The organism is Streptosporangium vulgare, from assembly GCF_042428775.1.
Taxonomy (GTDB): domain Bacteria; phylum Actinomycetota; class Actinomycetes; order Streptosporangiales; family Streptosporangiaceae; genus Streptosporangium; species Streptosporangium vulgare.
The window spans coordinates 92,533-119,012 of sequence record NZ_JBHMBS010000002.1; the positions used below are offsets into that span (position 1 = coordinate 92,533).

General features: G+C 70.8%; 22 protein-coding genes and 2 tRNA genes. 10 read left to right on the plus strand and 14 right to left on the minus strand.

Going from position 1 to position 26,480, the window contains the following annotated elements; all coding sequences use genetic code 11:
• The first annotated feature begins 43 nt into the window (after positions 1-43).
• On the plus strand, positions 44-643 hold the full coding sequence (locus ACFFRH_RS04390; RefSeq protein WP_344742773.1) for a helix-turn-helix domain-containing protein: 600 nt from the start codon (positions 44-46) through the stop codon (positions 641-643).
• A 38-nt stretch (positions 644-681) separates the two neighbouring features.
• Here ACFFRH_RS04390 and ACFFRH_RS04395 read toward each other — a convergent pair whose 3' ends face one another.
• The 5 genes from ACFFRH_RS04395 to ACFFRH_RS04415 all read right to left on the minus strand — a co-directional run bounded on the left by ACFFRH_RS04395 (position 682) and on the right by ACFFRH_RS04415 (position 8,133).
• Positions 682-2,469, minus strand: coding sequence for an ABC transporter ATP-binding protein (locus tag ACFFRH_RS04395; RefSeq protein ID WP_386154393.1), 1,788 nt, complete (start codon positions 2,467-2,469; stop codon positions 682-684).
• A 1-nt stretch (position 2,470) separates the two neighbouring features.
• The gene (locus ACFFRH_RS04400) at positions 2,471-3,310 is read right to left on the minus strand and encodes an ABC transporter permease (protein WP_386154396.1); all 840 of its coding nucleotides are present in this window, start codon (positions 3,308-3,310) and stop codon (positions 2,471-2,473) included.
• 94 nt (positions 3,311-3,404) lie between these two features.
• The gene (locus ACFFRH_RS04405) at positions 3,405-4,367 is read right to left on the minus strand and encodes an ABC transporter permease (RefSeq protein WP_386154399.1); all 963 of its coding nucleotides are present in this window, start codon (positions 4,365-4,367) and stop codon (positions 3,405-3,407) included.
• Positions 4,367-6,496 (minus strand): alpha/beta hydrolase family protein, encoded by a 2,130-nt coding sequence (locus ACFFRH_RS04410; protein ID WP_344742779.1) that lies wholly within the window; start codon positions 6,494-6,496, stop codon positions 4,367-4,369. Before ACFFRH_RS04410 ends, ACFFRH_RS04405 begins: the two co-directional genes overlap by 1 nt.
• On the minus strand, positions 6,493-8,133 hold the full coding sequence (locus tag ACFFRH_RS04415; protein ID WP_344742781.1) for an ABC transporter substrate-binding protein: 1,641 nt from the start codon (positions 8,131-8,133) through the stop codon (positions 6,493-6,495). The genes ACFFRH_RS04410 and ACFFRH_RS04415 overlap by 4 nt, the downstream gene beginning before the upstream one ends.
• Positions 8,134-8,260: 127 nt before the next feature.
• Here ACFFRH_RS04415 and ACFFRH_RS04420 point away from each other — a divergent pair, with 127 nt between their 5' ends.
• On the plus strand, positions 8,261-8,497 hold the full coding sequence (locus tag ACFFRH_RS04420; RefSeq protein WP_386154403.1) for a glutaredoxin family protein: 237 nt from the start codon (positions 8,261-8,263) through the stop codon (positions 8,495-8,497).
• A gap of 30 nt (positions 8,498-8,527) precedes the next feature.
• Here ACFFRH_RS04420 and ACFFRH_RS04425 read toward each other — a convergent pair whose 3' ends face one another.
• The 8 genes from ACFFRH_RS04425 to ACFFRH_RS04460 form a co-directional block, all read right to left on the minus strand.
• Positions 8,528-9,097: a TMEM165/GDT1 family protein gene (locus tag ACFFRH_RS04425; RefSeq protein WP_344742783.1), complete on the minus strand. Its 570-nt coding sequence runs from the start codon at positions 9,095-9,097 to the stop codon at positions 8,528-8,530.
• A 400-nt stretch (positions 9,098-9,497) separates the two neighbouring features.
• Positions 9,498-10,535: a UDP-N-acetylmuramate dehydrogenase gene (locus ACFFRH_RS04430; RefSeq protein WP_344742784.1), complete on the minus strand. Its 1,038-nt coding sequence runs from the start codon at positions 10,533-10,535 to the stop codon at positions 9,498-9,500.
• Positions 10,536-10,588: 53 nt separating this feature from the next.
• Complete coding sequence (locus tag ACFFRH_RS04435) at positions 10,589-11,857, minus strand: glycosyltransferase family 2 protein (protein WP_344742785.1); 1,269 nt, start codon at positions 11,855-11,857, stop codon at positions 10,589-10,591.
• Positions 11,858-12,102: 245 nt separating this feature from the next.
• Entirely contained in the window at positions 12,103-12,531 is a 429-nt protein-coding gene (locus ACFFRH_RS04440; RefSeq protein WP_344742787.1) for a MaoC family dehydratase, read from the minus strand.
• Position 12,532: 1 nt separating this feature from the next.
• The gene (locus ACFFRH_RS04445; RefSeq protein ID WP_344742788.1) at positions 12,533-12,979 is read right to left on the minus strand and encodes a MaoC family dehydratase N-terminal domain-containing protein; all 447 of its coding nucleotides are present in this window, start codon (positions 12,977-12,979) and stop codon (positions 12,533-12,535) included.
• A 320-nt stretch (positions 12,980-13,299) separates the two neighbouring features.
• Complete coding sequence (gene rpmG, locus ACFFRH_RS04450; protein WP_030921771.1) at positions 13,300-13,464, minus strand: 50S ribosomal protein L33; 165 nt, start codon at positions 13,462-13,464, stop codon at positions 13,300-13,302.
• Between the two features lie 80 nt (positions 13,465-13,544).
• A tRNA-Met gene (locus ACFFRH_RS04455) sits at positions 13,545-13,618 on the minus strand.
• A gap of 212 nt (positions 13,619-13,830) precedes the next feature.
• Positions 13,831-13,903: transfer RNA gene (locus ACFFRH_RS04460), tRNA-Thr, on the minus strand.
• 624 nt (positions 13,904-14,527) lie between these two features.
• On the opposite strand from ACFFRH_RS04460, the gene ACFFRH_RS04465 reads away from it, so the two are divergent.
• From ACFFRH_RS04465 to ACFFRH_RS04485, 5 genes are all read left to right on the plus strand, one after another.
• On the plus strand, positions 14,528-14,839 hold the full coding sequence (locus ACFFRH_RS04465) for a hypothetical protein (protein WP_344742789.1): 312 nt from the start codon (positions 14,528-14,530) through the stop codon (positions 14,837-14,839).
• Between the two features lie 373 nt (positions 14,840-15,212).
• Entirely contained in the window at positions 15,213-15,464 is a 252-nt protein-coding gene (locus ACFFRH_RS04470; RefSeq protein ID WP_344742790.1) for a hypothetical protein, read from the plus strand.
• Between the two features lie 447 nt (positions 15,465-15,911).
• Positions 15,912-17,204, plus strand: a complete 1,293-nt coding sequence (locus ACFFRH_RS04475; RefSeq protein ID WP_344742791.1) for a PP2C family protein-serine/threonine phosphatase — start codon at positions 15,912-15,914, stop codon at positions 17,202-17,204.
• A gap of 109 nt (positions 17,205-17,313) precedes the next feature.
• On the plus strand, positions 17,314-17,721 hold the full coding sequence (locus ACFFRH_RS04480) for a YciI family protein (RefSeq protein WP_344742792.1): 408 nt from the start codon (positions 17,314-17,316) through the stop codon (positions 17,719-17,721).
• A gap of 42 nt (positions 17,722-17,763) precedes the next feature.
• Entirely contained in the window at positions 17,764-19,020 is a 1,257-nt protein-coding gene (locus tag ACFFRH_RS04485; protein ID WP_386154412.1) for an RNA polymerase sigma factor, read from the plus strand.
• Positions 19,021-19,086: 66 nt separating this feature from the next.
• Here ACFFRH_RS04485 and ACFFRH_RS04490 read toward each other — a convergent pair whose 3' ends face one another.
• Positions 19,087-20,145 carry an LLM class flavin-dependent oxidoreductase gene (locus ACFFRH_RS04490; RefSeq protein ID WP_344742793.1) on the minus strand — a complete coding sequence of 353 codons (1,059 nt, stop codon included), beginning with the start codon at positions 20,143-20,145 and terminating at the stop codon, positions 19,087-19,089.
• A 791-nt stretch (positions 20,146-20,936) separates the two neighbouring features.
• On the opposite strand from ACFFRH_RS04490, the gene ACFFRH_RS04495 reads away from it, so the two are divergent.
• From ACFFRH_RS04495 to ACFFRH_RS04505, 3 genes are read left to right on the plus strand one after another with little or no spacing between them, the layout of a single operon-like run.
• Positions 20,937-22,199, plus strand: a complete 1,263-nt coding sequence (locus ACFFRH_RS04495) for a glycosyltransferase family 2 protein (protein ID WP_344742794.1) — start codon at positions 20,937-20,939, stop codon at positions 22,197-22,199.
• A gap of 1 nt (position 22,200) precedes the next feature.
• The gene (locus ACFFRH_RS04500; protein WP_386154415.1) at positions 22,201-24,522 is read left to right on the plus strand and encodes a right-handed parallel beta-helix repeat-containing protein; all 2,322 of its coding nucleotides are present in this window, start codon (positions 22,201-22,203) and stop codon (positions 24,520-24,522) included.
• Entirely contained in the window at positions 24,519-26,480 is a 1,962-nt protein-coding gene (locus ACFFRH_RS04505; RefSeq protein ID WP_386154418.1) for a right-handed parallel beta-helix repeat-containing protein, read from the plus strand. The genes ACFFRH_RS04500 and ACFFRH_RS04505 overlap by 4 nt, the downstream gene beginning before the upstream one ends.

Here is a 26,480-nt window from a genome sequence, read left to right on the forward strand (position 1 = left end):
CCTGCATCATGGGTATCGACCGGATCGGGAAGAGGAGACAGACGTGCAGCGCGAGAACGGCATCGCCGTCGGCATGACCCCCGCACCCCCGGAGTCTTCGGGGGTGCGCGGAGCGATCGCCGCCAACCTGCGCCGCACCCGCCTCGCCCGCGGGTTCAGCGTTCGCGAACTGGCCGAGCTGACCGGCGTGAGCAAGGCGCTCATCTCGCAGGTCGAACGCGGCGTGGCCAACCCCACGGTCGAGGTGCTGTCACGGCTCGCGACCTCCCTGGAGCTGACCTTCGGCGAGCTGACCCGGGTTCACCTGACCGGCCCGGAGGTGATCCGCCACGACGAGGGGATCGTCCTGCCCGCCGGGGACACCTCGGTCCGCGCCTTGTTCGCGGCCCCCGACCGGCGCCGCTTCGAACTGGCCGAGGGCCATATCCCGCCGGGCACCCGCAGCGCCAAGAGTTCCCATGGCCGCGGCTCGGTGGAACACGCCTACGTCGTCTCCGGCGAGGTGACCGTCGAGACCGAGGAGTGGTCGGTCACCATCGCCGCGGGCGACGCCGTGCGCTTCGCCGCCGAGTCCGACCACGTCTACGCCACCGGTCCCGCCGCCTGCCGCGTCCTCACCCTGATCTCGTTCTCCGAGGACTGACGGCCGTCGCGGGCGGCTCCCGCCGGAGCGCGAGCCGGTCAGTCCAGCCAGTCGCCGGAGCCGTCGGGGACGCTGGACAGCAGCGCCCGCGTGTAGGGGTGCTCGGGCGCGTCAAGCACCCGGCCGGCGGGTCCGGTCTCCACGCACGTGCCCGACTCCAGCACGTAGAGCCGGTCGGCGACCTGGCGGACCACGGCCAGGTCGTGGGTGATGAACAGCATCGCCATGGACAGGCGTTCCCGCAGCTCGGCGAGGAGGCCAAGCACCTGGGCCTGAACCGAGACGTCGAGCGCCGACACCGGCTCGTCGCAGATCAGCAGGCGGGGCTCGCCCGCCACCGCACGGGCGATCGCCACCCGTTGCCGCTCCCCACCGGACAGCCCCGCCGGGCGCATCCCGGCCATGTCGCGGGCCAGGCCGACCGACTCCAGGAGCCGGGCGAGGTCGTCCGGCCCCGCGGGCCGGCCGTCGGCCCACAGCGCCTCGCGCAGGGTCGCCCCCACGGTCCGGGCGGGGTTGAGCGTCGAATAGGGGTCCTGGAAGATCATTTGCGAGATCCGGCGGGCCTGGCGCACGGCCGCGCGCCCCATCCGACCGTAGTCGGAGCAGTCCGCACCACCGAGCAGGATCGCGCCCCCATCCGGCCGCTCCAGCCCGGCGACACATCGGGCCAGCGTGGTCTTGCCCGATCCGGACTCGCCGACCACACCGACGACCTCGCCCGGAGCGACCGTCAGGCTCACGCCCCCCAGCGCCGGGTGCGGGCTCCCGGCGAACCACCGGCGTAGGTCACGCACCTCCAGCAGCGGCTCGGCCGCGACCGGCGGCCTGGGGACGACCCCCGGTTCCGGCGCGGACGGCGCGGGCAGCTCGGCAGCCCGCAGGCACGCCGACAGCCGCCCGTCGAGGACGCGCCCCGGTGCGCGTACGGGACGTGGCTCCGGCACTCCCGCGCGGCATTCCGGCACGGCCAGCGAGCACCGGTCGGCGAAGCCGCACCGCCCGGCGGTCGCGTCGTGCGCGGGGACGGCCCCCGGCACCGAGGGGATCACCGCGAGCCGCCGGTCCGCGGGCGGCTCGGCCGCCAGCAGCGCCCTGGTGTACGGGTGGAACTGCTCCCGCCGCACGTCCGCCGCACGACCGGTCTCCATGACCCGTCCCGCGTACATCACCATGACCCGGTCGCAGGTGGAGAAGGCCAGGCGCAGATCGTGGGTGATGAGGACGAACGCCATGTCCCGTTCGCGCTGGACACGCCGGATGAGGGCGAGGACCTCGCGCTGGGTGGTGGCGTCGAGCGCGGTCGTCGGCTCGTCGGCGACCAGCACCCGCGGCCCTCCGGCCAGCGCGGCGGCCAGCCCGATCCGCTGGCGCATGCCCCCGGAGAGCTGGAAGGGATAGCGTCCCGCGACGTTCGCGGGCAGCCCCACCTCCGCCAGCAGCCGCGGCACCTCGACGCCCGCGTCCGCGCCCTTCGGCAGTCCGTCGGCGATCTGGCGCCCGGCCCGGCGCAACGGGTTGAGAAGGGTGAACGGATCCTGCATGAGGAGGGAGACCACCCCTCCGCGCTGCCGCCGCCGGGCACGCGGGTCGTCGTCCACCCGCTCGCCCGCGATGCGCACCCGCCCCGTGGCCTCCAGCCCCTGGGGCAGCAGGCCGAGCATCGCCCGGACCGTGAGGGACTTGCCCGACCCCGACTCCCCCACGATGGCGACCGACTCCCCGGCCGCCACCTCGAACGAAACCTCCGACAGGAGGGTCCGGCCGGTGGAGGGCTGCCTGACCTCGATTCCCTCGACCCGGATCGCGAGCGTGGGCTCCTTCATCTCAACGTGCCCTTCCCCTGCGGTCGACGCGTTCGTAGAGCCAGTCACCGACGATGTTCAGCGCGGCGGCCGTGAGGATGATGGCGAGGCCGGGGGCGACCACGGCCCAGGGGTTGACGAGCAGTTGGGCACGGTTGTCCGCCAGGGTGCGCCCCCAGTCGGGCGAGCCCGCGGGCACCCCCAGGCCGAGGAAGGACAGCGAGGCCAGGGACACCAGGGCATAGGCGAAGTTGAGGAACCCGTTGGCCAGCGTGACCGAGGCGATGTTGGGCCAGATCTGCCTCGTCATGATCCGCCACGCGGAGAGGTTCTTGAGCAGTGCGGCCTCGACGTAGGGGCGGTGCCGCTGTTCGAGCACGGCCCCGCGCACCACCCTCGTGTCCGTGGGGGCGAACAGCAGGACGAGCACCGCGACCGCCAGGCCGTACCCTCCGCCCAGCACCCCGGCGACGACGATCGCCACCAGCAGGGCGGGCAGGGAGAACATCAGGTCCGCCCAGCGCATGGCCAGCGCGTCGGCCCAGCCGCCGAAGTATCCGGCGGGCAGTCCGATGAGGTTGCCGATCAGCATCGACCCGACGGCGACGCACAGCGCGCCGGGAACGGCCGTACGGGCTCCCGCGACGAGCAGTTCCAGCACGTCGCGGCCGAGGTCGTCGGTACCGAGCGGATGACCTGGCACGGGACCGGTGATGCCGAGCACGAGGTCCTGGTCGGTCGCTCCGGGCACCGTCCACGGCGCGAGGACGGCGGCCGCGGCCACGGCGAACAGGACGGCCAGCGCACCGGCCACGGCCACCTGGGGACGGCGCCGCGCGATCATCGGAACCCGGCCTCTCACGATGCCCCCTCAGGCAGGACACGGCGAATCACGGCGGCCTCCCGTCCGGCACGGTGGGCCTCCCCGCTCACGGCGGCCCACCCGCCCGTGGAACTCACGATGTTCTCCCGCCGAGCCGGACCCGGGGGTCGGCCACCGAGTAGCCGACGTCCACCAGCAGGTTGACGGCGGTGATGAGCAGGGTGAACAGCAGCCCGAGCGCCTGAACGGCCGGAACGTCCTTGAAGGTGACCGAGTCGACGAGCAGCGATCCGAGGCCGGGAAGCGCGAACGTCACCTCGACCAGAACGGTCCCGGCCAGCATGCCGGTCACGATGAGCCCGGTCGCGGTGAGGATGGGGACCAGCGAGTTGCGCAGGGCGTATCCGAGAACGGCCGCGCCGCCCAGGCCACGCGCGCGGGCGAAGACCACGTAGTCCTGGTCGAACTCGCGGATGAGCGCCGCCCTGCTGAAGCGGACGAACATCCCCACGGCGCCGACGGCCAGCGCGACTGCGGGAAGCGTGAGGTGCCACACCTGGCCGGCCAGGCCCTCGCCCGTCCCGTACACGGGAAACCAGCCGAGTCCCGCGGCGAACACCACGAGCAACAGCAGCCCGACCGCGAAGGGCGGGGCACTCAGCCCCACCACACCGGCGGTGACGACGAGGCGATCGGCGGCCCGGCCCCGCCGCAGCGCCCCGAGCACGCCCAGCGGAACCCCCACGAGCAGGGCGAGCAGCGCGCCGTACCCGACGAGTGCCAGGGTGAGCGGCAGCCGCTGGCCGATCATGTCGGCGACCGGCATCCCGGTCCTGACGGAGGTCCCGAGGTCGCCGTGGAGAATGCCATCGAGCCAGCGCAGGTACTGCGCGGGCAGCGGTTCGTCGAGGTGGTAGCGGGCCTGGATCGCCGCGATGGTCTCCGGGGTGGCGGGACGGGTGCCCAGGAGGGTCTGCTGGATCGAACCGGGGGCGAGGTAGAGCAGACCGAACACGCCGGCCGACAGCAGCGCGACGACGGCGGCGGTTCCCGCGAACCTGCGCAGCAGGAAGAGGCCCCACTCACGCCCTGCCATCAGAGGACCCCGTTTCCTGTCAGCCACGCGACCACGCGTTCCGCCGCGTCCCTGCGGTGCGCCACCTCCGTCAGCTCGTGGCCCTCCCGAGGGTAGACGACCAGCTGAGTCCGGACACCAGCCGCTGACCAGGCACGATAGAGCTGTTCCGCCTGCCCGACGGGGGTGGTGCGGTCCTCGGCGCCGTGCAGGATCAGCGTCGGCGTGGTGACCCCGGCCGCGTGGCACACCGGCGAGCGGGCGGCGAGGAACTCCCTGCCCTGGGGCGTGGCGGGGTCGGCCCCTCGGTGGTAAAGGAGGTCGAAGCCTCCGCCGAGGTTGCTCGCGGTGGCGAAGCTGAGCCAGTCGCTCACCCCGGACATCACCACGGCTGCCCGGAACCGGCCGGTCCGGGTCACCGCCCACGCGCTCAGATAGCCGCCGTAGCTGAGCCCCATGACGGCCATGCGCTCCGGGTCCGCGACTCCGGCCGCGACGAGGTGGTCCACACCCGCGAGGACGTCGCCCAGGTCGTCCTCGCCGAATCGCCCGATGACCCGGCGCGCGTACTCCTGGCCCCGCCCGCTGCTCCCGCGCGGGTTCGGCAGTAGTACGGCCGCCCCCGCGTGCGCGAGCACGGCGGCGAGCCCGCCGGACTCGGCCGGCGCGAAGGCACTGGACCACAGCCAGGTCGGCCCTCCATGCACGATCACCACCAGTGGCGAAGGTCCCGCCCCGGCCCCTTCGGTTCCCGTGGGAACGGTGGGGGTGGCTGGGATGGGATCACCGGGGCCGGTGGAAGGCGCAGGGGCCGGGGAAACGGCGGGATCCGGGGAAACAGCGAGATCCAGGGAAACGGCGGGATCGGCGGTGACGGCGGGATCGGCGGTGACGGCGGGATCGGCGGTGACGGCGGGATCGGCGGTGACGGCGGGATCGGCGGTGACGGCGGATGAGATCGGCGGCCTCCGCAGGAGAAGGCCATGGACGGCGAGGCCGTCCGGGCCGGTCCAGGAGACCTCCTCCTGGTGCACGGCGAGCGGCGCCAGCGCGGCGTTGAGATCTGTGACCTGGCGCCAGTCGCCCTTGGCCACCTGGGCGACCGCCACCTCCGGAGGACGTTCGGCCGTCTCCCAGACGGCGGCGGCGAGCACACCGGAGCGATCCACCGAGAGTGACGGCTGCCCGTCGCGTCCCCCCAGGGTTCCCCGGGAGGTCCAGCGGGTCAGCGGGCGGCCGTCCGCGGTCAGGGTGCCGCCGTGCGTGCCGGTACCCGACCACCCGGCGAACCACAGGGTGTCCTCGTCCAGCCAGCCCAGATCGGTGACGTCGTCGACGGCGGTCAGCGTCGTCGCCTCCCCGGTGACGAGATCGACGCGGATGATCCGCCCGGAGACGATGGAGAGCCCCTCGACCACGACGGCGGTACGCCCGCCGGGCGCCAGCCGGGGGCGGCTGAGCTGCCAGGAGGTGCGCAGGAGTGTCCGAGAGTCACCGCTCTCGGGATCGACCAGGTCGAGGGCGGGCCGGTAATATCCGGCGGGCGTCTCGTCGGCCGAGGTGACGGCCAGTACGGCACCGTCCCGCCAGTCGGCGTCCCACACGGTCAGGCCGCGCAGCGGCACCGGCCGCGGCTCCCCGTCGCCCACCCGTGCCCACGCGAGCCGCCTGCGCCTGTCGCCCGGCGTGCGGACGAAGGGATCGGCCCCGTCGCGGACCCGGAGGCCGAGGTGGCTGCCGTCGCGCTCGCTGCCGGGGTCGGCGAACCGCACGAGCACGGTGCCGTCACCGCCGGGGACGAGGTCCTCGATCTCCCCTCCCGCGCGGACCCGCCAAACGGGGACCGGGTCGCCGGGCGAACGGACCTCGACGTGGTCGAGGTCCGGGCCGTCACCGGCGGCGAGCAGCAGCCTCCCGTCCGGGAGCCACCGCGTCATCGCGTGCCATTCCGTCCCCGAGCCCGGCAGGGGGACGGGGGCCGGCCTCCGGCTCCCGCTCCCGGCTCCGGACAGGTCGATCACGTGTGCGACGGGACGGCCGTCCGGGAGAGGGAGAACGCAGGCCGCGCGAGTCCCCTTCGGGTCCAGCACCACGGAGTCGGGGACGCGCAGACCGGCGAGTGCGGCGTACGCCTCCAGTGCCGCGGTCATGAGCGGGCGGTGATCTCGGTGGCCCAGGGACCGACGAAGAAGTAGGGCCCGAACTCACCGGTCCCCACCCCGGGTCCGAACGCCGTCGCCGCCTCGCCCCACCAGAGCGGCTGGTAGGGGACGTCGCCCGCGGCCTTGACCAGCGCCTCCCCGAGAAGCCTGCCGCGTGCCGTGTCGTCGGTCCCGGTCTTCGCCTCATCGAGGAGCCCGGTCACCTCGGCATTGGCGTACTCGGCGATGTTCGTGCCGTTCACACCGGTCGCGGCGCCGTTCAGGAGCTGCTGGACGTACTCCGCGGGGTCGCCCGTGGTGGCGAAGTACCATCCCAGGTAGACGCCGGAGTCGTGCTTGCCGAGCTCGGCGATCCACTGCTCCAGCGGGACCTCCTTGACCTCAAGCGTGATGCCGAGGCCCTTGAGGTTCTCGGCGAGGGTGAGCGCGGCCCTGCCGAGTTGCGGCCCGCTGTTCGGGTAGGTCAGCACGTCGGCGAAGCCGCCTGGCACCGAGGAGGCGGCCAGTTCGGCACGCGCCCTGGCCAGGTCGAACCCGTACTGCGGAATGCTCGCGTACAGGCTCTTCACCTGGGTCTCGTCGAGGACGCCGCCCCACTGGGCGGGGTCGGTGAGCGTGGTGGCCACCGTGCCGTGACCGCGCAGTACGCTGCGCAGGATTCCCTCCCTGTCGACGGCGTGAGCGACCGCCCTGCGGACGTGGACGTCGTCCCACGGCTTCTTCGCGGTGTTGAAGGCGAGCGTGACGAGGGAACGGTCGCTCGCCGTCTTCACCTCGACGCCCGGCAGCCCCTTCCACTGGTCGATCTGCTCGGCGGGCACGTTCAGCGCCACGTCGACGGACCCGCCGCGCATGGCGAGAAGCCTGGTCGACTCCTCGGGGACGAAGTCGATTCGAATCCGGCGGTACGGGGCCTCGCCTCCCCACCAGGCGTCGTTGCGCTCCAGCGTCACGTGCGAGTCGGGGGCGAACTCCGTCACCCGGTACGCGCCCGTTCCCAGGATCTTCGCGGTGGGGGTGCCGATGCCGTCGCCGGAGCCCTCGATGAACTTCCTGCTCGTGACCAGGAGGGTTCCGGGCGAGGGCGTCCAGGCGAACGAGGCGTCGGGCTGCTTCAACGTGATCGTGACCTCGGCCGGACCGCTCGCGTCGATCTTCTTCACGTTGGCGTACGCGTACGCGAAGGCCGAGGTGGAGCCCTTCCGCGCATGCAGATCGAGGCTGGCCACGACGTCGTCCGCGGTCAGCGGCGTCCCGTCGGAGAAGGTCACGCCCTGGCGGATGGCGTAGACGTAGGTCGTCGCGTTCTTCCTGGTCCAGGACTCGGCGAGCGACGGCTGGAGACCGCCGTCGCGCCCCACCCCGACGAGCGCCTCCTGGCAGAGGAGCGCGACGACGTAGTTCATGATGCCCGCCTCCTTGCTCACGTCGAGCGAGCCGAGGGAGGAGGGCAGCGCGACCCGGAGGACGTCAAGGGACTTCGCCGCCCCGGCCGGACCCCCTGCCGCCGGTTCGGACGACCCGCAGGCCGCGACGAGACCGGGGAGGGCGGCCAGGCCGCTCACGACGGCGATGGATCTCAGCAGGGACCGCCGGGTGAGGGCGGCGTCGGGGAGCTCGGCCACGGGGACCCACTTTCATGCGACCAGCCAGCCCGCTCAGCTGCTGTGTCTACCATTAACACCCAATTGGCGAGTTAGAGTATCCATCGATCGACGTCCCCGTCAAACCCACCTTTCGAATAGGGAATTCATGCGCCCTCTCACCGTCTACAGCGCTCCGTGGTGCGGTCACTGCCATCGCCTGAAGGCCGCGCTCACCCGCGCGGAGATCCCTTTCGTCGAAGTGGACGTCGACCAGACCCCCGGTGCGATCGAGGTCATCACCGACCTCGGCGGCGGCTCCTGGCTGATCCCCACCGTGCTCCTCCCCGACGGGTCGGCGCTGGTCAATCCCAGCCTGCGGGAGATCGAGGCCCGGTTGGCCTGACCGGGCACCGCTTCGGAGCGAGGCGCCCGGTCAGACGAACAACGGTTCGAGCAGCAGGATCACCCCGAAGACGGCGAAGGCCGCGGCGGCGCCGTACCGGATGATCTTCTCCGGCAGGTGCTTGCCGAGCATCCGGCCGACCACGATGGCCAGGGCGTCGGCGGCGACCATGCCCACCGTCGAGCCGATCCAGGTGCCGAGCCAGCCGTGCTGGGTGGCGAGCGTGATGGTCGCGAGCATCGTCTTGTCACCCAGTTCGGCGAGGAAGAAGGCGACGGTCACGGCGATGATCGCCGAGCGGGTGGTGCGCTGCGCCTTCCGCGACTCCTCGTCGGTCAGCTCGTCCCCGCGCAGCGTCCACAGCGCGAAGCCCAGGAAGGCGATCCCGGCGATGATCGTGATCGCCGTGGTGGGGAGGAAGTCGCCGACCAGCCCGCCCAGGCCCACACTGAACAGGTGGACCACCGCGGTGGCGAGGGTGATTCCGGCGAGGACCGGCCATGGTTTGAACCGGGTGGCGAAGGTCATCGCCATGAGCTGGCTCTTGTCACCGAGTTCGGCGACGAAGATCACAACAAGACTGATCCAGAACGCTTCCAACGAGGGTGCCCTTCCCGCGTACGCAGCCGGGCGGAAGGGGGAACCCGGGGAGTCTCGGGCACGTCTTCGGCCCGGCGGCATCCAACAATGCCTGCCAGGCCGAAGGTCTCGTCCGCCACGGAGCCGAGCCGGAACGGCCGGATCCGGGGCCCGCGCGACCGGGCGCCTCAGGCGCCAGCATGTCGATCACGCGATTGGGACTACTCCCCTTCGGTTCTTTCCATCAGACCATAGCAGCAGAAATCGGGTGCCCCTCACCGCTCCGAAGCACCTCAGGGGACCCAGCGAGCCCTCGGGAACCTTGGAGAACCCCCGAGGAAACCGGGGAAAACGGGGAAAGCCTGGAGGGAGGCCCCGAAGCCCCGGAGAACCGAAGGGCCTCGGAGAGTGCCGGGGAACCTCAGAGCCGGGTGCCGACCATCACGGGCTCGTTGACCAGCGTGACGCCGAACTTCTCCAGGACGCCGTCCCTGACCTCGCGGGCGAGGTCGAGAAGCTCCTCCGTCGAAGCCACCATTTCCGGATTTGTCATGGCAAGAGTGTGCTTGGTGGAGATACGGGCCGGGCCGCGCCGGTAGCCCTTCGGGAACCCGGCGTTCTCGATCAACCACGCCGCCGGGACCTTGACGGCCCCCTCCGGCATGTCCCAGCGGGGGAACCCCGGCGCCCGCAGCTCCAGCTCGGCGGCCCGCGCGGCGGTCAGGACCGGATTGGTGAAGAACGACCCGGCGCTGCGGGTGTCCGGGTCGGTGGCGTCCAGGACCATGCCCTTGCCCGCGCGCAGCTCCAGCACCGCCTCCCGGGCGTCCGCGAGCGGCACCTGGTCGCCCAGGGCGACGCCCAGCCGGGAGGCCAGCTCGCGGTAGGCGACCGGGCCCGACAGCGCGTCCCCGGCCAGCTCGTAGGTGACCGCGAGCACGACGTACCGCCCCAGATCATCCTTGAACGCGCTGTGCCGGTAGGCGAATCCGCACTCCCGCGCGGTCAGGTCCCGCACCTCACCGGCCCGGCGGTCGTAGGCCCGGACGGCGGTGATCGTCTGGGAGACGTCCTGCCCGTAGGCGCCGACGTTCTGGATCGGCGTGGAACCGACCAGGCCGGGGATGCCGGACAGGCACTCCACGCCCGACCGGCCCTCGCGCACCGCGCGCTCGACGAGGGCATCCCAGTCCTCGCCCGCCTGCGCGGTGACCAGATCCCCCACGACCTCGACACCCCGGGAGGCGACGCGCACGACCAGACCGTCGAAGCCCTCGTCGGCGACGACCAGATTGCTGCCGCCTCCCAGCACGAGCACCGGCTCACCCACCCGGTCGGCCGCCGCCACCAGCTCGACGATCTCCTCGGACGACCCCGCCTCCACGAACGCCGCGGCCGGTCCGCCCAGCCCCAGCGTCGTGTACGGCGCCAGCCGCACCCCCGCCACCCGCTCCGTCATGCGCTCTTCCCCACCCGCGACCACCCGCGACCCGGCCGAAATCCGCGACCAGCCTACGGGGAGCGCAGCAGCCCCAGCACCCGGTCGTAGGTTCGCCGGGACTCCTCGTCGCGGTACCCGGGATCCACGCCGTCGTCGCGGCGCCGCCGGTCCTGGTGGACCGGGAGATCCTTCCCCAGGGCGACGAGAGTGCCGGGCAGCCTGAGCGAGAACTCCAGGTCGGCGTTGCGGTAGTAGCGGACGTCGGCGGGGAAGCCGCCCGCGGCGAGCGCGGTGTCACGCCGCACCGCGAACAGGTGACCGAGCAGTCCCCGGACCTCGCCGGGCTCGGCCTCCAGCCACTCCTCGCCGTCCTCGCGAGGGTTCACCCCCTTCCACCCGGCCGCGGTCACGTCGTCGTCCAGCGCCTTTACCAGCGGGGTGACGGCGTCGCCGTCCAGGATCACGGAGGTGTCCATGACGACGTGCACGTCCGAGGTGTCGAGGCGCAGCAGCCTGTCGCGGCTCTCGCCCCACCCTGCGGAGCCGCCCTTCCAGTGCGGCGACTCGGCCACGTGCCAGGCCTCCACCCGGCGGGGGAACTCCTCCACCAGCTCCTGCAGGACCGCTCCCGCGCCGTCCACGTCTCCCAGGTCGAGGGCGAGGACCCTCGCCTCCGTACGGGCGACCAGGGCGCGTACGCACTCGCGCAGCTCGTCGGGACGGCCGTCGACCAGCAGGGCGACGGTCACCGTCGGCCGCGCGGCCTTCACCTCCTCGACGTCGGCCGGGGGAACGATCGTCTCGTCGAGCCGGGAGACCGACAGGCTGGCGTCCCACAGCAGCTGGGAGGAGACCATCCGCTCGGGATGGCCGTCGAGATCGTCGGACCGGCCGACCAGCTCCGACCCCTCGGGCCTCTGCTGGGGCGCCGCCTCGCTCTCGGCGACCTTCTTCGCGTCCAGGTCCTCAAGGCGCCCCGGGTGGCGTCCCGGCTCCGCGGCCTCGGCGACCCGCCCGGCGTCGGCCGAGTCGTCCCGTCCGGTGGCGGTGTCCGTGTCCTCGGCGCTGACCTGTCCCGGGGCCGTGGACGCTCCCGGTTCGCCGCTCGACTCGTCCCGCCCCGCCTCCTGGGAACCTCCCTCGGGCAGGGAGCTCACCGTGGGCCACACCTCGAAGGGGGGAGAGGGGATGAGCTCGAAGCCGTCCGCGGTGTCCCGGACGAGCCAGCCCTCGGCTCTGATCTCGTCACGGAGCGCGTCGGAGGCGGCGTGATCGTGCTCGGCTCGCGCCTTGGCCCGCCGCTCGGCCAGGCCGGTCACGTTAGGAGGTACTTCGCTCATGCTGGGGAGCTACCCCTGAACAGGGAGAAGATTCGGCCCCCGCCCACGAGCATGCCGCGAACCGCCTCATCACGGGGTGTATCAGGACCAGTCACGGCCCGTACCGGTGAACCGGCACGGACGAGACCGCCTGGGTGAACCCCTTCCCTGCCCACCGTGCCCCGGCCCGGCCCGGATCGGTCCGGGTGGGCGCCGGCGGCACCCGCGACGAGGCACCCACGGGCGGCACGCCCGTGACAGGGCGCCTACGACAGCTGGACCACCGCGCGGGCCTTGGACAGGACCCGGGAGTCGTTGGACCTGGCGGTGAGGGCGATCACCACGCGCTTGTCCTCGAGCTTCTCCTCGACGATCCCGCTCACCGTGATGACGGCGCCCTGGTCGTCGTCGGGGACGACCACCATGGAGGAGAACCGCACCCCGTAGTCGACGACCGCGCCGGGGTCGCCCACCCAGTCGGTGACGAACCGGCCGCCCTGCGCCATGGTGAACATGCCGTGCGCGATGACGTCGGGGAGCCCGACGGTCTTGGCGAAGCGCTCGTTCCAGTGGATGGGGTTGAAGTCACCCGAGGCCCCGGCGTACATCACCAGGTTGGCGCGGCGCACCGTGTATTCGGCGGGCGGGATCTCCTGGCCCGTCTCGACCTCGTCGTACTTGACCGTCGCGGCCATCTCAGCCCGCCCCTCCACGCTCGACGATGGTGTTGTAGGTGGTGCACACGAACTCACCCTCGACGGTGCTGACGTCGCTCTTGACGGTGATCAGCTCGTTGCGGCCGACGCTGCGGATGTCGGTCACCGTGGAGACGCTGACCAGCTCGTCCCCGGCGTGGATCGGCCGCCGGTACTCGAAGCGCTGCTCGCCGTGGACCACCATGGCGAGGTTCAGACCGAGCTCGGGGTCGGTCAGGATCGATCCTCCGGCCAGGCTGAACACGATGGGGAAGGTCGGCGGCGCGATCACGTCGGGGTGCCCCGCGGCCTGCGCGGCCTCCCTGTCCCGGTAGATCGGGTTGTTGTCGCCGATCGCCGTCGCGAACTCTTTGATCTTCACGCGACTGACCTCGTACGGCGAGGAGGGCGCGGACGCCCGCCCGACGAAGTCACGGTTCAGAGCCATCGTGCTCCTTTGCGGATATCGAACCGGTGGGGCCGACACCGGCGGGTCGGACGAGACATTAACAGAACAAGATTCCAGTATGTGCCCTTGGGTGGGTCCTCGGGAAGCGAGCTACCGGAAAGCGGTCCACCGGCAGGCGAACCGCCAGGAAACCGTAGCCCGGCCCGGTCCCGCACCGGATCTTCCTCCGTGGTCAACGCTCGTGCCAGAAAACTGTATGGATACGACAAACCGGCGCCTCGTCTGAGGACGCCGGTTTTCGTGGAGTGTGTGCGTGCCGAAGCACTCATCTCCCGCCGCGGCGGAAGGCTTCGCGCAGACTAACGAGTCTCGCGGTGCGCCTGGTGCGTCTTGCAGTTGGGGCAGTACTTCTTCAGCTCAAGCCGATCCGGGTCGTTGCGCCGGTTCTTCCGCGTGATGTAGTTGCGGTGCTTGCACTCCTGGCAGGCCAGCGTGATCTTCGGCCTAACGTCGGTGGCAGCCACTTGGGAGTGCCTTTCTACGTTCTGGACAGTGGACAACCCACGACAGGACTTCCCTGGTGGGAGAAGCCCCGGGTGGGTAGTAGCGGAGGCCGGACTTGAACCGGCGACACAACGATTATGAGCCGTTTGCTCTGCCTGGCTGAGCTACTCCGCCTTGAGGCCGACGAAATCGACCGACCTCGCAAGGATACCCGACCCGCGGAGCGCCTGCGAACTTGTGCAGGTCAGGGCGATCTCTTCTGGGTCGCCCCAGTATGCCCGCTCGCGCGTCAGGAACCTTGAGTATTTTCTGGCCCGCCTTTACCTGCCTCCAAGGCCAACCAAGCCGAAAGCCCTAACCAGGAGGTTAGGGCTTTTAGGCTGTTGAGCCCCTTTACGGAATCGAACCGTAGACCTTCTCCTTACCATGGAGACGCTCTGCCGACTGAGCTAAAGGGGCCTGTCCGTGTCGCTCTCGCTTGCGGACAGGTGTAACCATACACGGCTCCGCAGCGGGATGCGAAATCAATTGAGGACCGCCCGGACCACCACACGTCCCCCCTCGAAGCGCCCCCGCCGCCCCTCGCGCCGTCTCCCCGCGACGGACCCCGCCGTCCCCCGCGACAGACCCGCCTGAGACGAGAAGGATCGGCCGCTCTTCCTGATCATCAGGAAGCGTGGAGCGGGCAGGGAGGGGGGCGGAAAGCGCGGGTCCGTCGCCGACCGGCACCCCGGCGGACGTACGTGGCGGACGTCCGGGTTCGAGCCCTCACCGCGAACCTGTCCGCACGGACCCGGTCACGTGAGCCGGTCACGCGCTCCGAGAGGGCGACCGGGCGTCCCGGGCGGCGGTCGCCCGCGCCACGGGCCATCGATGAAACGATCGGGGAGACCACGCGCCCGCCCGCCACGGCTCGCCGCCGGGAGGTGCCCTGGTCCCCGTACGACCATTGATCCCCGCCCGGAGCGGTACCGAGAACACGCATCACAAGAAAAGGCAGGTTGCGCACCCATCGGCCACTATTGGTGGCCATCAAGCATTTCCCGGGAACACCGAGCCTTTCACCGAACACCAAGGAGCACGATGCTGCAGGATCGTCGCAGGGACACGATCCGGGCGCTCGACGAGAGCGACCGGCCGCACCTGTACTGGCACGGAGTGGACGGCGACGGCCACGTGTGGCTGTTCGAGACCGTCATCGACAGCGCCGGGGAGTACTGGCCCGTACGACACGCCGAGCTGGGGTCGGACGGCCTCGCCCGCACGTACTCGTGGCGGCACATCGAGGACGAGCACGGCTTCCTGGCCGAGGGACCGATCTATCCCGGCGACTTCGGCCTGAACGCCCTGACCTCCGAGGAGTTCGACACCCTGTGGGCCGCCCTCGGCGGCTGAGGGCACCTCTCGACCCCTCTCCTCCCCGCCCCCTCGCCCTCGCCCCTCGCCACGCTCCCCGCCCCCGGCCTCCGGGACCCCACCCCCAGCCCGCCGCCACACGTCCCGGCCGTCCCGCCACCCCGCACGCCGGGCCACCCCGCTCCCCGCTCCCCGCTCCCCCGCCACCCGGTCCACGGGTACGGCCCGGGATAACGGACCGCTCGACGGCCGTGCCGCACCGGCGAGTGATTAGCATTCACCAGCCCTTTTCATCGATTTTCGACTGTTTTCGACCACTGGCCAGCACCCGTTACGGCTGCGCCATAAGATCGCTGCATTCGGATGACAAAGTGGGTTATTCCGCATATATGCATAGGAGTAAGTTGCTCGCATGAGCGGAACGCCCGGCCTGAGGATGACAGCCTCGGACATGACCGCGCTGAGCCTGTGGACCGCCGACGCGGTGGTGCTGTTCGACTGGCTCCTGAGCGTGGATCTCGACCAGCTTCCCGTCCAGCACATGGCGCAGAAACAGGCCCTGATGGATCTTCTCCAGCAGCTTGACCGGAGCATTCCCGGCTACACCTCCGAGGACATCGAACAGGCGCACCACCTGCTGCTGACCCGCGAAATGGGGCTGTGACCACGCCATCGCACCCCTGAGGCCACGCCATCCCACCCTTAAGGCCAGGCCGTCCCAGGCCGTCCCCCCTGAGGCCAGGCCGTCCCGCCCCCGGGACCACTTCCGAGACCGCTTCGTCGGCCGCCGTACCGCGAGAAGGCGAGAACCCACGAGCCGATCCGTAACGTGACCACGAGAACCCGCATCGTGACCGCATGACTCAGGGCGGGGCCACGCCCTCCCGGCGGAGTCGTGCGGCTCGCGACAGATCGTGTGATTCACGACAGATCATGTGGGTCGGATCAGGAGAGGCATCGCCGTCTCAGGGATGCTGGCCTACAGTTTGATCTGTAGTGGTCTGTGTACTGCTCCGGGAGGCACGATCGCCTGCCCCTGGCTGATTCCGGTGGCTCCGGGTATGAGCGGCGTGATCGTGGATGGCGTACCCGGAAGAAGGCAGTCACGCACATGGGCGTTGAGATCCCGGCGGCGGTGTTCGATCCCAAACGCCTGTCGGCGGTGTGGGCCACCGGCCTGCTCGACACCGAGCCCGAACCGTCGTTCGACGATCTCGCACGTCTGGCCGCGCGGGCGACCGGAACGCCGCGGGCGTTCGTGACCCTGGTCGACGACCGGCGGTCCTTCTGGAAGAGCGCGATCGGGATGGGCGAGCTGTCCGTGTCCGAGCGGCAGAACCCCGTGTCCGACGCCCCCTGCCACATCCTGATCGCGACGAACGAGGCGCTGCTCGTCGACGACGCCGCCACCGACCCCCGCGTACGCCACCTTCCGGCGGTGGAGCGGCTGGGGATCGGCGGGTGGGCCGGGTATCCCATCCACGGCCCCGACGGCGAGGTCCTGGGCGGGCTCTGCGTGGTGGACTCGGTGTCGCGCGCGTGGTCCGACGCCGACGCGCAGACGCTGGCCATCCTGGCGCGCGCCGTGTCGGGTGAGATCCGGCTCCGGGACGCGCTGGCCCGTTCCGAGCGGCACGTGATGGAGCTGAAGGCCGCGGGCAAGGTGTCCGAGAGACTGGTCCGGACCCTCCAGGACAGCCTGCTGCCGCCGATGATGCCGACGGTTCCCGGCCTGCAGGCCGCCGCCACCTACATCCCGGCCACGGGCGAGGTGGACGTGACCGGCGACTTCTACGACCTGTTCCTGGCGAGCGGTTCGCGCTGGTGCGCCGTCCTGGGCGACGTGTGCGGGCACGGCGTGGAGGCCGCGCAGATCACCGCCCTGGCCCGGTACACCCTGCGGGCCGACGCGCCCCGCCACGTCTCGCCCAGCAGGGTGCTGGAGCAGCTGAACCGGGCGCTGCTGGCCCAGCGGGTCAGGGACGGGCGGTTCCTGACGGTGGTGTGCGCGATCTTCCGTCCGGACGGGGACGGTTTCACGGGAATGCTGTCCACGGCCGGGCATCCCTCCGCCCTGCTGCGACGGGCCGACGGAAGCGTGGAGTCCCTGAGGACGCCCGGCGTCGTGCTGGGCATCATGGAGGAGACAAGGCTCGGGAACGTCCGTTTCGACCTGAGGCCCGGTGACACGCTCGTGCTGTACAGCGACGGCGTCACCGAGGCGCATCCGCCGAGACGGCAGGACCTGTTCGGCGACGAACGCCTGATCACCCTGCTGGCGGAGTGCCGGGATCTCGACGCCGACGACATCGTGCGGCGGATCGGGGACGCCACGCTCGACCACAGCCAGGGGCACATGACCGACGACATGGCCATCCTGGCGCTCCGCGTCCCGCCTCCGTGACCGGAACTTTTCTCGCCGGACGCCCGGAAGAATGTCGAGAACGCGGCCGCCTGCTTCTACCTGCGAGTGAGAGCACCGACGAGGGCGCTCGCACACGAGGAGCGAAGACATGAAGTACATGATGTTGATGCAGGCCGGCCGGCAGACGAAGGACGAGATGCCGCCGATCGACACCTGGCCCGTCGAGGACGTCCAGGCCCACATCCGGTTCATGCACGACACGAACAGGAAGCTCGTCGACACCGGGGAGTTCGTGGACGCCCAGGGGCTGGCGGCCCCGGACCAGGTCAAGATCGTACGGGCCGGTGAGGGCGGTGCCGCCGTCGTCACGGACGGCCCGTTCCCCGAGACGAAGGAGTTCCTGATCGGCTACTGGATCATCGACTGCGACAGCACCGAGCGGGCGGTCGACCTCGCCGCGCACGTCTCGGCGGCGCCCGGCCCCGGCGGCAGGCCGCTGAACCTGCCGATCGAGCTGCGCCAGGTGATGTCGGGCGCCCCGGAAGAGGAGCTGTGACCGCTGGATAGCCCGGCCGACGACGACCTGCTGCGCCCGCTGGTGCCGCAGGTCGTCGGCGTGCTCACCCGGCGCTTCGGGGACTTCGCCGCCGCCGAGGACGCGGTCCAGGAGGCGCTGATCGACGCCGCGGCCCAGTGGCCGCAGGAGGGCGTCCCCGCCAACCCGCGGGGATGGCTCATCCAGGTCGCGTACCGCCGGATGACCGAGCAGGTGCGCAACGAGCGGGCACGGCGCCGCCGGGAGGAGCTGGTGGCCATCCAGGCGCCCCCCGACCGGCGGACGGCTCCGCCGACGGACGACGCGTACGAGACGGACCGGGACGACACGCTCACCACGCTGTTCCTGTGCTGCCACCCCGCGCTCACCCCGGCGTCGGCGATCGCCCTCACCCTGCGGTCCGTGGGCGGCCTGACCACCGCCGAGATCGCCAGGGCCTTCCTGGTACCCGAGTCGACCATGGCACAGCGGATCAGCCGGGCCAAGCAGCGCATCAGGGCGTCCGGGATCCCGTTCCGCATGCCGGCTCCCCAGGAACGGGCACGACGGCTCGGCTCGGTGCTGCACGTTCTCTACCTCGTCTTCAACGAGGGCTACGCCAGCAGCGCGGGTCCCGACCTGCAGCGCGTGGAGCTGTCCCGCGAGGCGATCCAGCTGGCCAGGATGACCCACGGCCTGCTCCCCGACGACTGCGAGGTGGCCGGGCTCCTCGCGCTGATGCTGCTCACCGACGCCCGGCGCCCGGCCCGTACCGACGCGAGCGGTACCCCGATCCCGCTGGCGGACCAGGACAGGAGCCTGTGGAACGGCGAGGCCGTCGCCGAGGGGATCGCGCTCATCACCGGCACCCTGGCCAGGGGCGCGGTCGGCCCCTACCAGCTCCAGGCGGCGATAGCCGCGGTCCACGACGAGGCGGCGACGGCCGAGGAGACCGACTGGCCGCAGATCCTGGCACTGTACGGCCTGCTGGAACGCATGTCCGACAACCCCATGGTCTCGCTCAACCGCGCCGTCGCCGCCGCCATGACGCACGGCCCCGCGGCCGGCCTCGACCTGCTCAGGACACTCGACGCCGACGGCCGCCTGGCGGGGCACCACCGCTTCTACACGGCCAGGGCCCACCTCCTGGAGATGGCCGGTGACCGGCGGGCGGCCGTCGACGACTACCGCGCGGCGGCGAGCCGCACGACGAGCGCCCCGGAGCACCACTACCTCACCACCCGCGCCGCCCGGCTCACCACACCGGACCATGCGGAACGAGCCACACCGGAACAGCCCGAACGAGACCTGACGGAGTAGCCGTCCGAGGTGGCCGGCGGGCCCGCCCGGATCAACCGGCCGAGGTGGCCGACAGGCCCGCCCGGATCAGCCGGCCGGTGTCGCGGCGGGGGCCTGGGCCAGCAGCCGCCTCACCCTCGGCACGACTTCCTCACCGTAGAGGCGGATCGTGGTCATCAGCCTCTCGTGCGCGAGCGTCCCCGAGCTGTACTTGAGCTCGAAGCGGTCGACGCCGAGCGTGCTCACCGTTTTGGCGATCTTCGCGGCCACCGTCTCGGGTGATCCGACGTAGAGCGAGCCCTCGTCGGCCTCCGCCTCGAAGCGGCCACGGCTCGTGGGGCCCCAGCCGCGCTCGCGGCCGATGCGGTCGTGCATCGCCCGGTAGTGCGGCCAGAGTTCGTCGCGGGCCTGCCGGTCGGTCTCGGCGATGTGCCCCGGCGAGTGCACACCGACCGGCAGCCGCTGGACCCCCAGCTGGTCGAGGGCGCGGTGGTACAGGTCGACGTACGGCGCGAAACGCTCCGGCGAGCCACCGATGATCGCGAGCATGAGCGGCATCCGGTAGCGCGCCGCGCGCACCACGGACTCGGGGCTGCCGCCGACGCCGATCCAGGTTCGCAGCCGGCCGGACTCCGTCTTCGGATACACGTGCTGGTCCTTCAGCCCGGGACGGAGCCGGCCCTGCCAGGTGACCGGGCCCTCCTCCAGGAGGTGGGAGAGCAGGTCGAGTTTCTCCTCGAACAGCTCCTCGTACTGCGCCAGGTCGAACCCGAACAGCGGAAACGACTCCGTGAACGAGCCACGGCCGAGAATGATCTCCGCACGCCCCTGGGACACCGCGTCCAGGGTCGCGAACTTCTCGAACACGCGCACCGGGTCATCCGAGCTGAGCACGGTCACCGCGGTGCCGAGACGGATCCGTTCGGTACGGCCGGCGATCGCCGCCAGCACGATCTCCGGTGCCGAGATCGCGAAGTCGTCCCGGTGGTGCTCCCCGACGCCGATCGCGTCGATCCCCACGCTGTCGGCGAGCACGGCCTCCTCGACGACGTTACGGATCACCTGCGCGTACGGCAGCCGGTTTCCGTCCGCGTCGGCGGTGACGTCACCGAAGGTGTCGATCGCGAACTCAAGCGGTGCGGACATCATCTCCCTCTTTCCCAACGACTTCCGGACGACTTCCCCGCGACTTCCCGACGGCCTCCCGGCCGTCTCAGCCGCTTCTCGGCCACTTCTCGGCCACTTCTCAGCCACTTTTCAGCCGCTTTCCGGCCGTCGTCCCGACGGCGCTGACAGGCCGTCGTCCAACGGCGCGGACAGTAGGCGGAAACCACCACACAACGGTGAGAATTCCAGCGGATGATCCCAGGCTCGTACCGGCCGGCACGAGCCCGGGGCGGGGGCGGCCTCCCCCAGCCACCCGCGTCTCGGTGAGGTCCTCCCAGAAGCGCAGCACGGTCACGGCGCGCTGCTTGGGCGTCAGCCTCGTGAGCGACGTGAGCGACGCGCTCCGGGTTCGTCCAGGGGGACTCGACGATGCGGCCGTGATGCCGCCGTCCTGCCCGCGCTCTTTCCGTAGGCGCGGACGGAGTGTCAGCCCGTGCCTCGGCTTGGCACGTCGGCTTGTGGCTTCGACCGGCGTCTCAGCCCTTGATATGACCCACTGCGATTCCTTAACTCCACTCCCGAAACCACTCAAAAGCTGATATATCTGGCACTCCGCGAGTGTCGTACGAAGTACGTGAGGTCCGTGAGGTCCGTGATGCCTTCCACATCACCTCATCGACCCCAGGTGCACCATGTGCAAACTCGCTCAGTCTTGTAACGGTTGTACCGTTCCAAGATACTTGGCCAATGTTGGCCCAGTAGTGTCCTGGTCCATCAGCTAAGGGGTCTTTCCCCATGGGCATGTTCGGACGATTCGCCCAGGAGGATCAGTGGCGTCAGTTGTCGATTGGTTTGATGCTGCCTATGAATGGATCGTCCGCTCCAGCGCCAACGGGACCTGGCGAGACCTGATCCCGCTGGGCCTGGCCGGCCTGCTCGTCTGGGGCCTGTGGATCTATCGGGTGGTGTTGTCCCGGCTGGCCAAGCCGATCGTGAACGGTTACCGGACCACGGTCTCCGTGGTCGTCCCCTCCTACCGGGAGGACGCCGAGATCCTGGTGCGCTGCCTGGCCAGCTGGCTGTCCCAGGACCCGCAAGAAGTGATCATCGTGGTGGACGTCGCGGACACCGAATGCCATGCCAAGCTCCGCGAGGTGACGGACCCTCGGCTGCGCGTCCTGATCTACGAGCACTCGGGCAAGCGTTCCGCGCTCGGGGTGGGCATCAGGGCGGCCCAGGGCGAGGTCGTGGTCTTCGCCGACTCCGACACCTGGTGGCAGCCCGGCCTGCTCGCCGCCGTGCAGATGCCCTTCGAGGACCCGGCGGTCGGCGGGGTCGGCACCCAGCAGAACGTGTTCCAGCGGACCAGCAGCGTCTGGCGGCGCATCGCGGACTGGCTGGTCAACCTGCGCTACTACGACTACGTGCCGGCGATGGGCAGCAGGGGCGGGGTGGCCTGCCTGTCCGGCAGGACCGCCGCCTACCGGCGTGAGGCCATCCTCCCGGTCCTCACCCACCTGGAGAACGAGTTCTTCCTCGGCCGCCGGTGCATCGCCGGCGACGACGGCCGGCTCACCTGGCTGGTCCTCGCCTCCGGGTACAAGACCGTGCACCAGTCCTCGGCCCGCGCCATCTCGATGTTCCCCGACTCCTTCCGCGCCTTCGTCAAGCAGCGCGTCCGATGGAGCCGCAACTCCTACCGCTGCTACCTGACCGCGCTGTGGAAGGGGTGGTTGTGGAAGACCCCGCTGGTCACCAAGGTGACCGTGCTCCAGATCCTGCTCACCCCGGTGACCATGGGCGTCACGCTCGCCTACCTGTTCTTCAGCAGGCTTGAGCTCACCCCGATGGGCATCGGGCTCGCCGTCGGCTGGCTGCTCCTCGGCCGGGGCGTCCGCGGCTGGTCCCACCTGCGCCGGCACCCCTCGGAGATCCTGCTGCTCCCGCTGCTCTGCCTGGTGGTCATCATGATCGCGCTGCCGATCAAGCTGTACGCGTTCGTGACGATGAACAAGCAGGGCTGGCTCACCCGTACCTCCGACCAGGTGGGCGGGGCGGGGCAGAGCGCCGCCACGCTCAAGGGACTGGCCTGAGATGGCGCGCTCCGCTCCCGTCCTGCTGGGCGCCGCCGTGCTGGCGCTCGGGCTGGCGGCCGGACCGGCGGCCGGACCGGCGGCCGCGCTCTCGTCCCCCAAGCCGGGTGACTCCGAAGTGGTCTCGAATCCCAACCCGTCTCCGACGGGCAGCGCGACTCCGGACGACAACCCGTTCCTGAACACCCCGAAGCCCCAGGAAGAGGAGGAGGAGCCCTCCACCGAGGAGGAGTCTCCCCCGAAGAACACTCGCCCTCCGAAGCCCGATCCGACCCCGACCGTCAGACCGACTCCGACGGCCCGCGCGAGCCAGACGGCGAAGCCGGTCACGAGAGGCGGTTCGCAGCCGACCACCGGCCCGACTCCGACAGCCGACCCGACCACGGAGGAATCCCCGGCCCTGGTCGAAGACGCGATCATGGCGGACGACGCGATCCTGGAGGCCGGCACCCTCACGGCGGGCGACGCCGAGGCGCAGGCGATCCTGGTGGACGTCGAGGACCAGCGGATCATCCAGACCCGTGCCGCGCTCACGGCGATGTTGCAGACCGGCGGCATCGCGGCCGCCCAGCGCAAGCAGCCCCAGGTCTTCGTGTCGGGGCACGGCCGGACGCTGGTGCTGCCCGCGCGCAACACCGAGGCCCCGTACACCCTCAAGGACCTCGCGGCCGTCGAGAAGGGCCGGTACCTGCGGCGACTGAAGGACGGCTCCTACCTGCTCGGCGTCCAGGTCTTCGTGGCCGACGGGGCGCGCCTGCAGTTGCGCGGCCCGCTGACGCTGCGGATGGGCAGCCTGCCCGGTTCGTTCAGCTCGATCATCGCGTTCGGCGGCGACATCGAGATCAAGGGCACCGCCAAGAGGCCGGTGCGGATCACCAGCTGGGACGTACGCACCCAGAAGCCGGACCTGGTCACGACCGACGGCCGCGCCTACATCCGGGCGGTCGGCGGTGAGTTCGAGATGACCCACACGCAGGTCTCCCACCTGGGATTCTGGAGCGGCCGCACCGGGGGCATCGCGCTCACCGGCACCGAGCGGCCGGCCAGCGTCTACCGGCACCGGACGAAGGACCAGCGCCATCAGGACAAGCAGGAGCGGCTGGCGAACACCAAGAAGGGCCAGCGGGGCGGGAGCAACTTCGGCGACGTGGAGACCATCCCGATCGGCCCCGGCACCGCCTCACACGTGCTCGCCGACGAGCTGGTGTCCGGATCGATCAAGAACAGCGTCATCACCGGCGACGCCTACGGGATCTTCGTCTCCGGCTCGAACCAGACGCAGATCATCAACAACAAGATCAGAAACAGCCTGGTGCACGGCGTGTTCATGCACCGGTTCGCCAAGAACGCGACGATCGAGGCGACCGAGGTGACCGGCAGCGGCGGCGACGGTTTCGTGCTGTCACGGGCGACCGAGAAGGTGAAGGTCGTCGACTGCCTGGCCGCGCGGAACAAGCGCAACGGCTTCACGCTCAACGGGCGGGCGCTCGCGAGCGGCCCGTCCGCGAGCGGCGAGTCGCTCGCCGTCTACGGCGACAGCTCGGTCAGCAACAGCACCGCCCGCGACAACGGAAGGTACGGCGTCGAGGTGCTCGGCGGCAGCCGGCTGGCCGTGCAGACCAGCGAGATCATCGGCGGTGACATGGGCATCGTGGTGCGCGAGGGCGCCAGCGGGGTCCAGATCTCCGGCAACAAGCTGATGGACCAGCGCCGCCAGGCGATCGCGCTGCGCGACGGGGCGACCGGCGCCCATGTCGCGGGCAACACGATCACCGGGACCGTCACCGGGATCTACCTGCGCAACTCCGCGGGCATGGTCGTCGGAAACAAGATCACAACCCTGTCGAATCCCAAGGCCCACGGGATCACCGTGGTCGGCGACGCCACGGGCTCCGAGATCACCCGCAACACCGTCATCGGTTCGGGGACGAGCGCGATCAGCGTCGCGCGGGCCGCCGACACGGTGAACAAGCACAACAACGACGAGGAGCAGTGGAACGACACGTCGTCGTTCTGGGTCAAGGCCAAGCGCTTCGTCAAGCCCATGAACGTGATCTGGGCCGGAGTCATCCTCCTGGTGGTCGTGTCGGCGATCCGGTCCCGCGGCGTCCTCGAACGGCGGCGACGCCTCACTGAGATCCGCAACCCCTACGAGCAGCAGCGGCTGCTCGCCGAGGGGCGGTTCCAGCTGCTGCGCCACGCCGCCCCGCCCGCGCCGGACCCCTTCGCGACGGACCCCTTCGCGCCCCCCGCCGGACCTCCTTCGCGACGCCGGCCGGCGTCTCCGCACGCCGACGCGACCCCCGTGGGAGGAAGAGGATGAGCCGCCCGCGCAGGCGAAGAGGCCGCACCCTCCTCATGGTCCTGGTCCTGGGCCTGTCCGCGACCGGCACCTGGGCGTACCTCTCCTACCTCGATCGCCCCGCCCCGATCCCGGCCGTCAACGACGTATCCGCGGCGGAGGCCCAGCAGCAGTCGAACCTGGTCGACCAGGAAGACCTGCGGATCATGCAGACCCGCGCGACGCTGTCCTCCGCGATGGCACGGGGCGGGCCCGCCGCCGCGCGATCCCGCGTGCCGCACATCTCCAGCTCGGCCAACGGCCAGACGCTCGTGCTGCCGCAGCGCCGCGATCCGTACCGGGTCGCCGACCTGGAACGCCTCGGCCAGGAGTACTTCCAGAAGCAGTCGGACGGCTCCTACGTGCTCGGCATCAACGTGTTCGCCGGCCCGGGGGCCAAACTGGTGCTCCAGAACGCGACCGGCCCGCTGGTGATCCGGATGCGCAGCGACCCCGGTGCCTTCGTCTCGATCGTGAGCTTCGGCGCGAACGTCCGGATCAACGGCTCGGCACGGAACCCGGTGCGGATAACGAGCTGGGACGCGCACGCGAGGACGGCCGACACCAAGGTCTCCGACGGGCGCGCCTACCTGCGCGTGGTCGGCGGGGAACTCACGATGAGCCACGCGCTGGTGGAGCACCTCGGATTCTGGAGCGGCCCGACCGGCGGGCTGGCGCTGACCGGCAGCGACCGGCCGATCCGGACCGCCGACCTGGTGACCACCGCCACCACCACCACCGCCACCGCGGTCCCGCAGTCGTCGCCCACCTCGAAGCCGAAGCCGGAGCCGACCGGCTCCCGGCAGCGGGCGCTCCTGCCCAACGGCCTCCTCGTGCCGAGCAGGGGCGCCAACAACGAGATCGAGATCACCAACGGGGCGGGCCGGGGCAGGGTCGCCTACCGGCTGCCCGAGGCGAACCTGGTCACCGGCGACATCACCAACACCAAGATCACCGGCAACGCGTACGGGATCTTCATCACGGCCTCCAACGAGACCCGGATCATCGACGTCTCGGTCACCGGGAGCCTGGTCCACGGGGTGTTGCTGCACCGGTTCGCGCGCAACGCCTCCATCGAGAACACCACCGTGACCGGCAGCAGGGGTGACGGTTTCGTCCTGTCCAGGGGCACGCAGAACGTCACGATCACCGGTTCCGAGGCCACGCGCAACGAGGGCAACGGCTTCACCATCAGCGGCCTGCCGCTGGCCCGGGGGCCGTCGGCGTCCGGGGAGTCGCTGCGCAGCTTCGGCGGCAGCTCGGTGACCAGCAGCACGGCGCGGGACAACGGCCGCTACGGCGTGGAGATCCAGGGCGGCGACAAGCTCGTCGTACAGACCACCGAGGTGATCGGCGGGGAGATGGGCATCGTGGTGAGCCAGGACGCCACCGGGGTCCGGCTCTCCGGCAACCGTCTCAGCGGCCAGCGCAGCCAGGGGATCACGCTCCGCGACGGGGTGCGGGGGGCCCGGATCAGCGGCAACATCGTCCGGGACACCCAGACCGCGATCTACCTCCGCAACTCCGAGGCCGCCGTCTCCGCCAACACCGTCGAGTCCGCGTCACTGCACGCGATCTCACTGCTCGGCACGGCCCAGGGAACCAAGATCACCGGAAACACCCTGGGCGGCGCCGGCCGCAGCGCGCTCGACACGAGCCGGGCGAAGGGCACCACGACCGTCACGCAGAACAACACCGGCGGCTGGCAGGACACCGCCGGCTTCTGGACGACGGTCAAGCGGATCGCCAAGCCGATGAACCTGATCTGGCTGGGTGTGATCTCCCTGATCGTGCTCTCGGCGCTCCGGGCGCTGCGCGGCGACGGCCCGCGGGTCGGTCACCGCTTCGTTCATCCCTACGAGAAGCAGACACTGCTGGAAGAGCGACCGGCCAGGCTCCTGGAGCCCGCCACCGCCCGGCCACCAGCGGAGAGGAGCTGA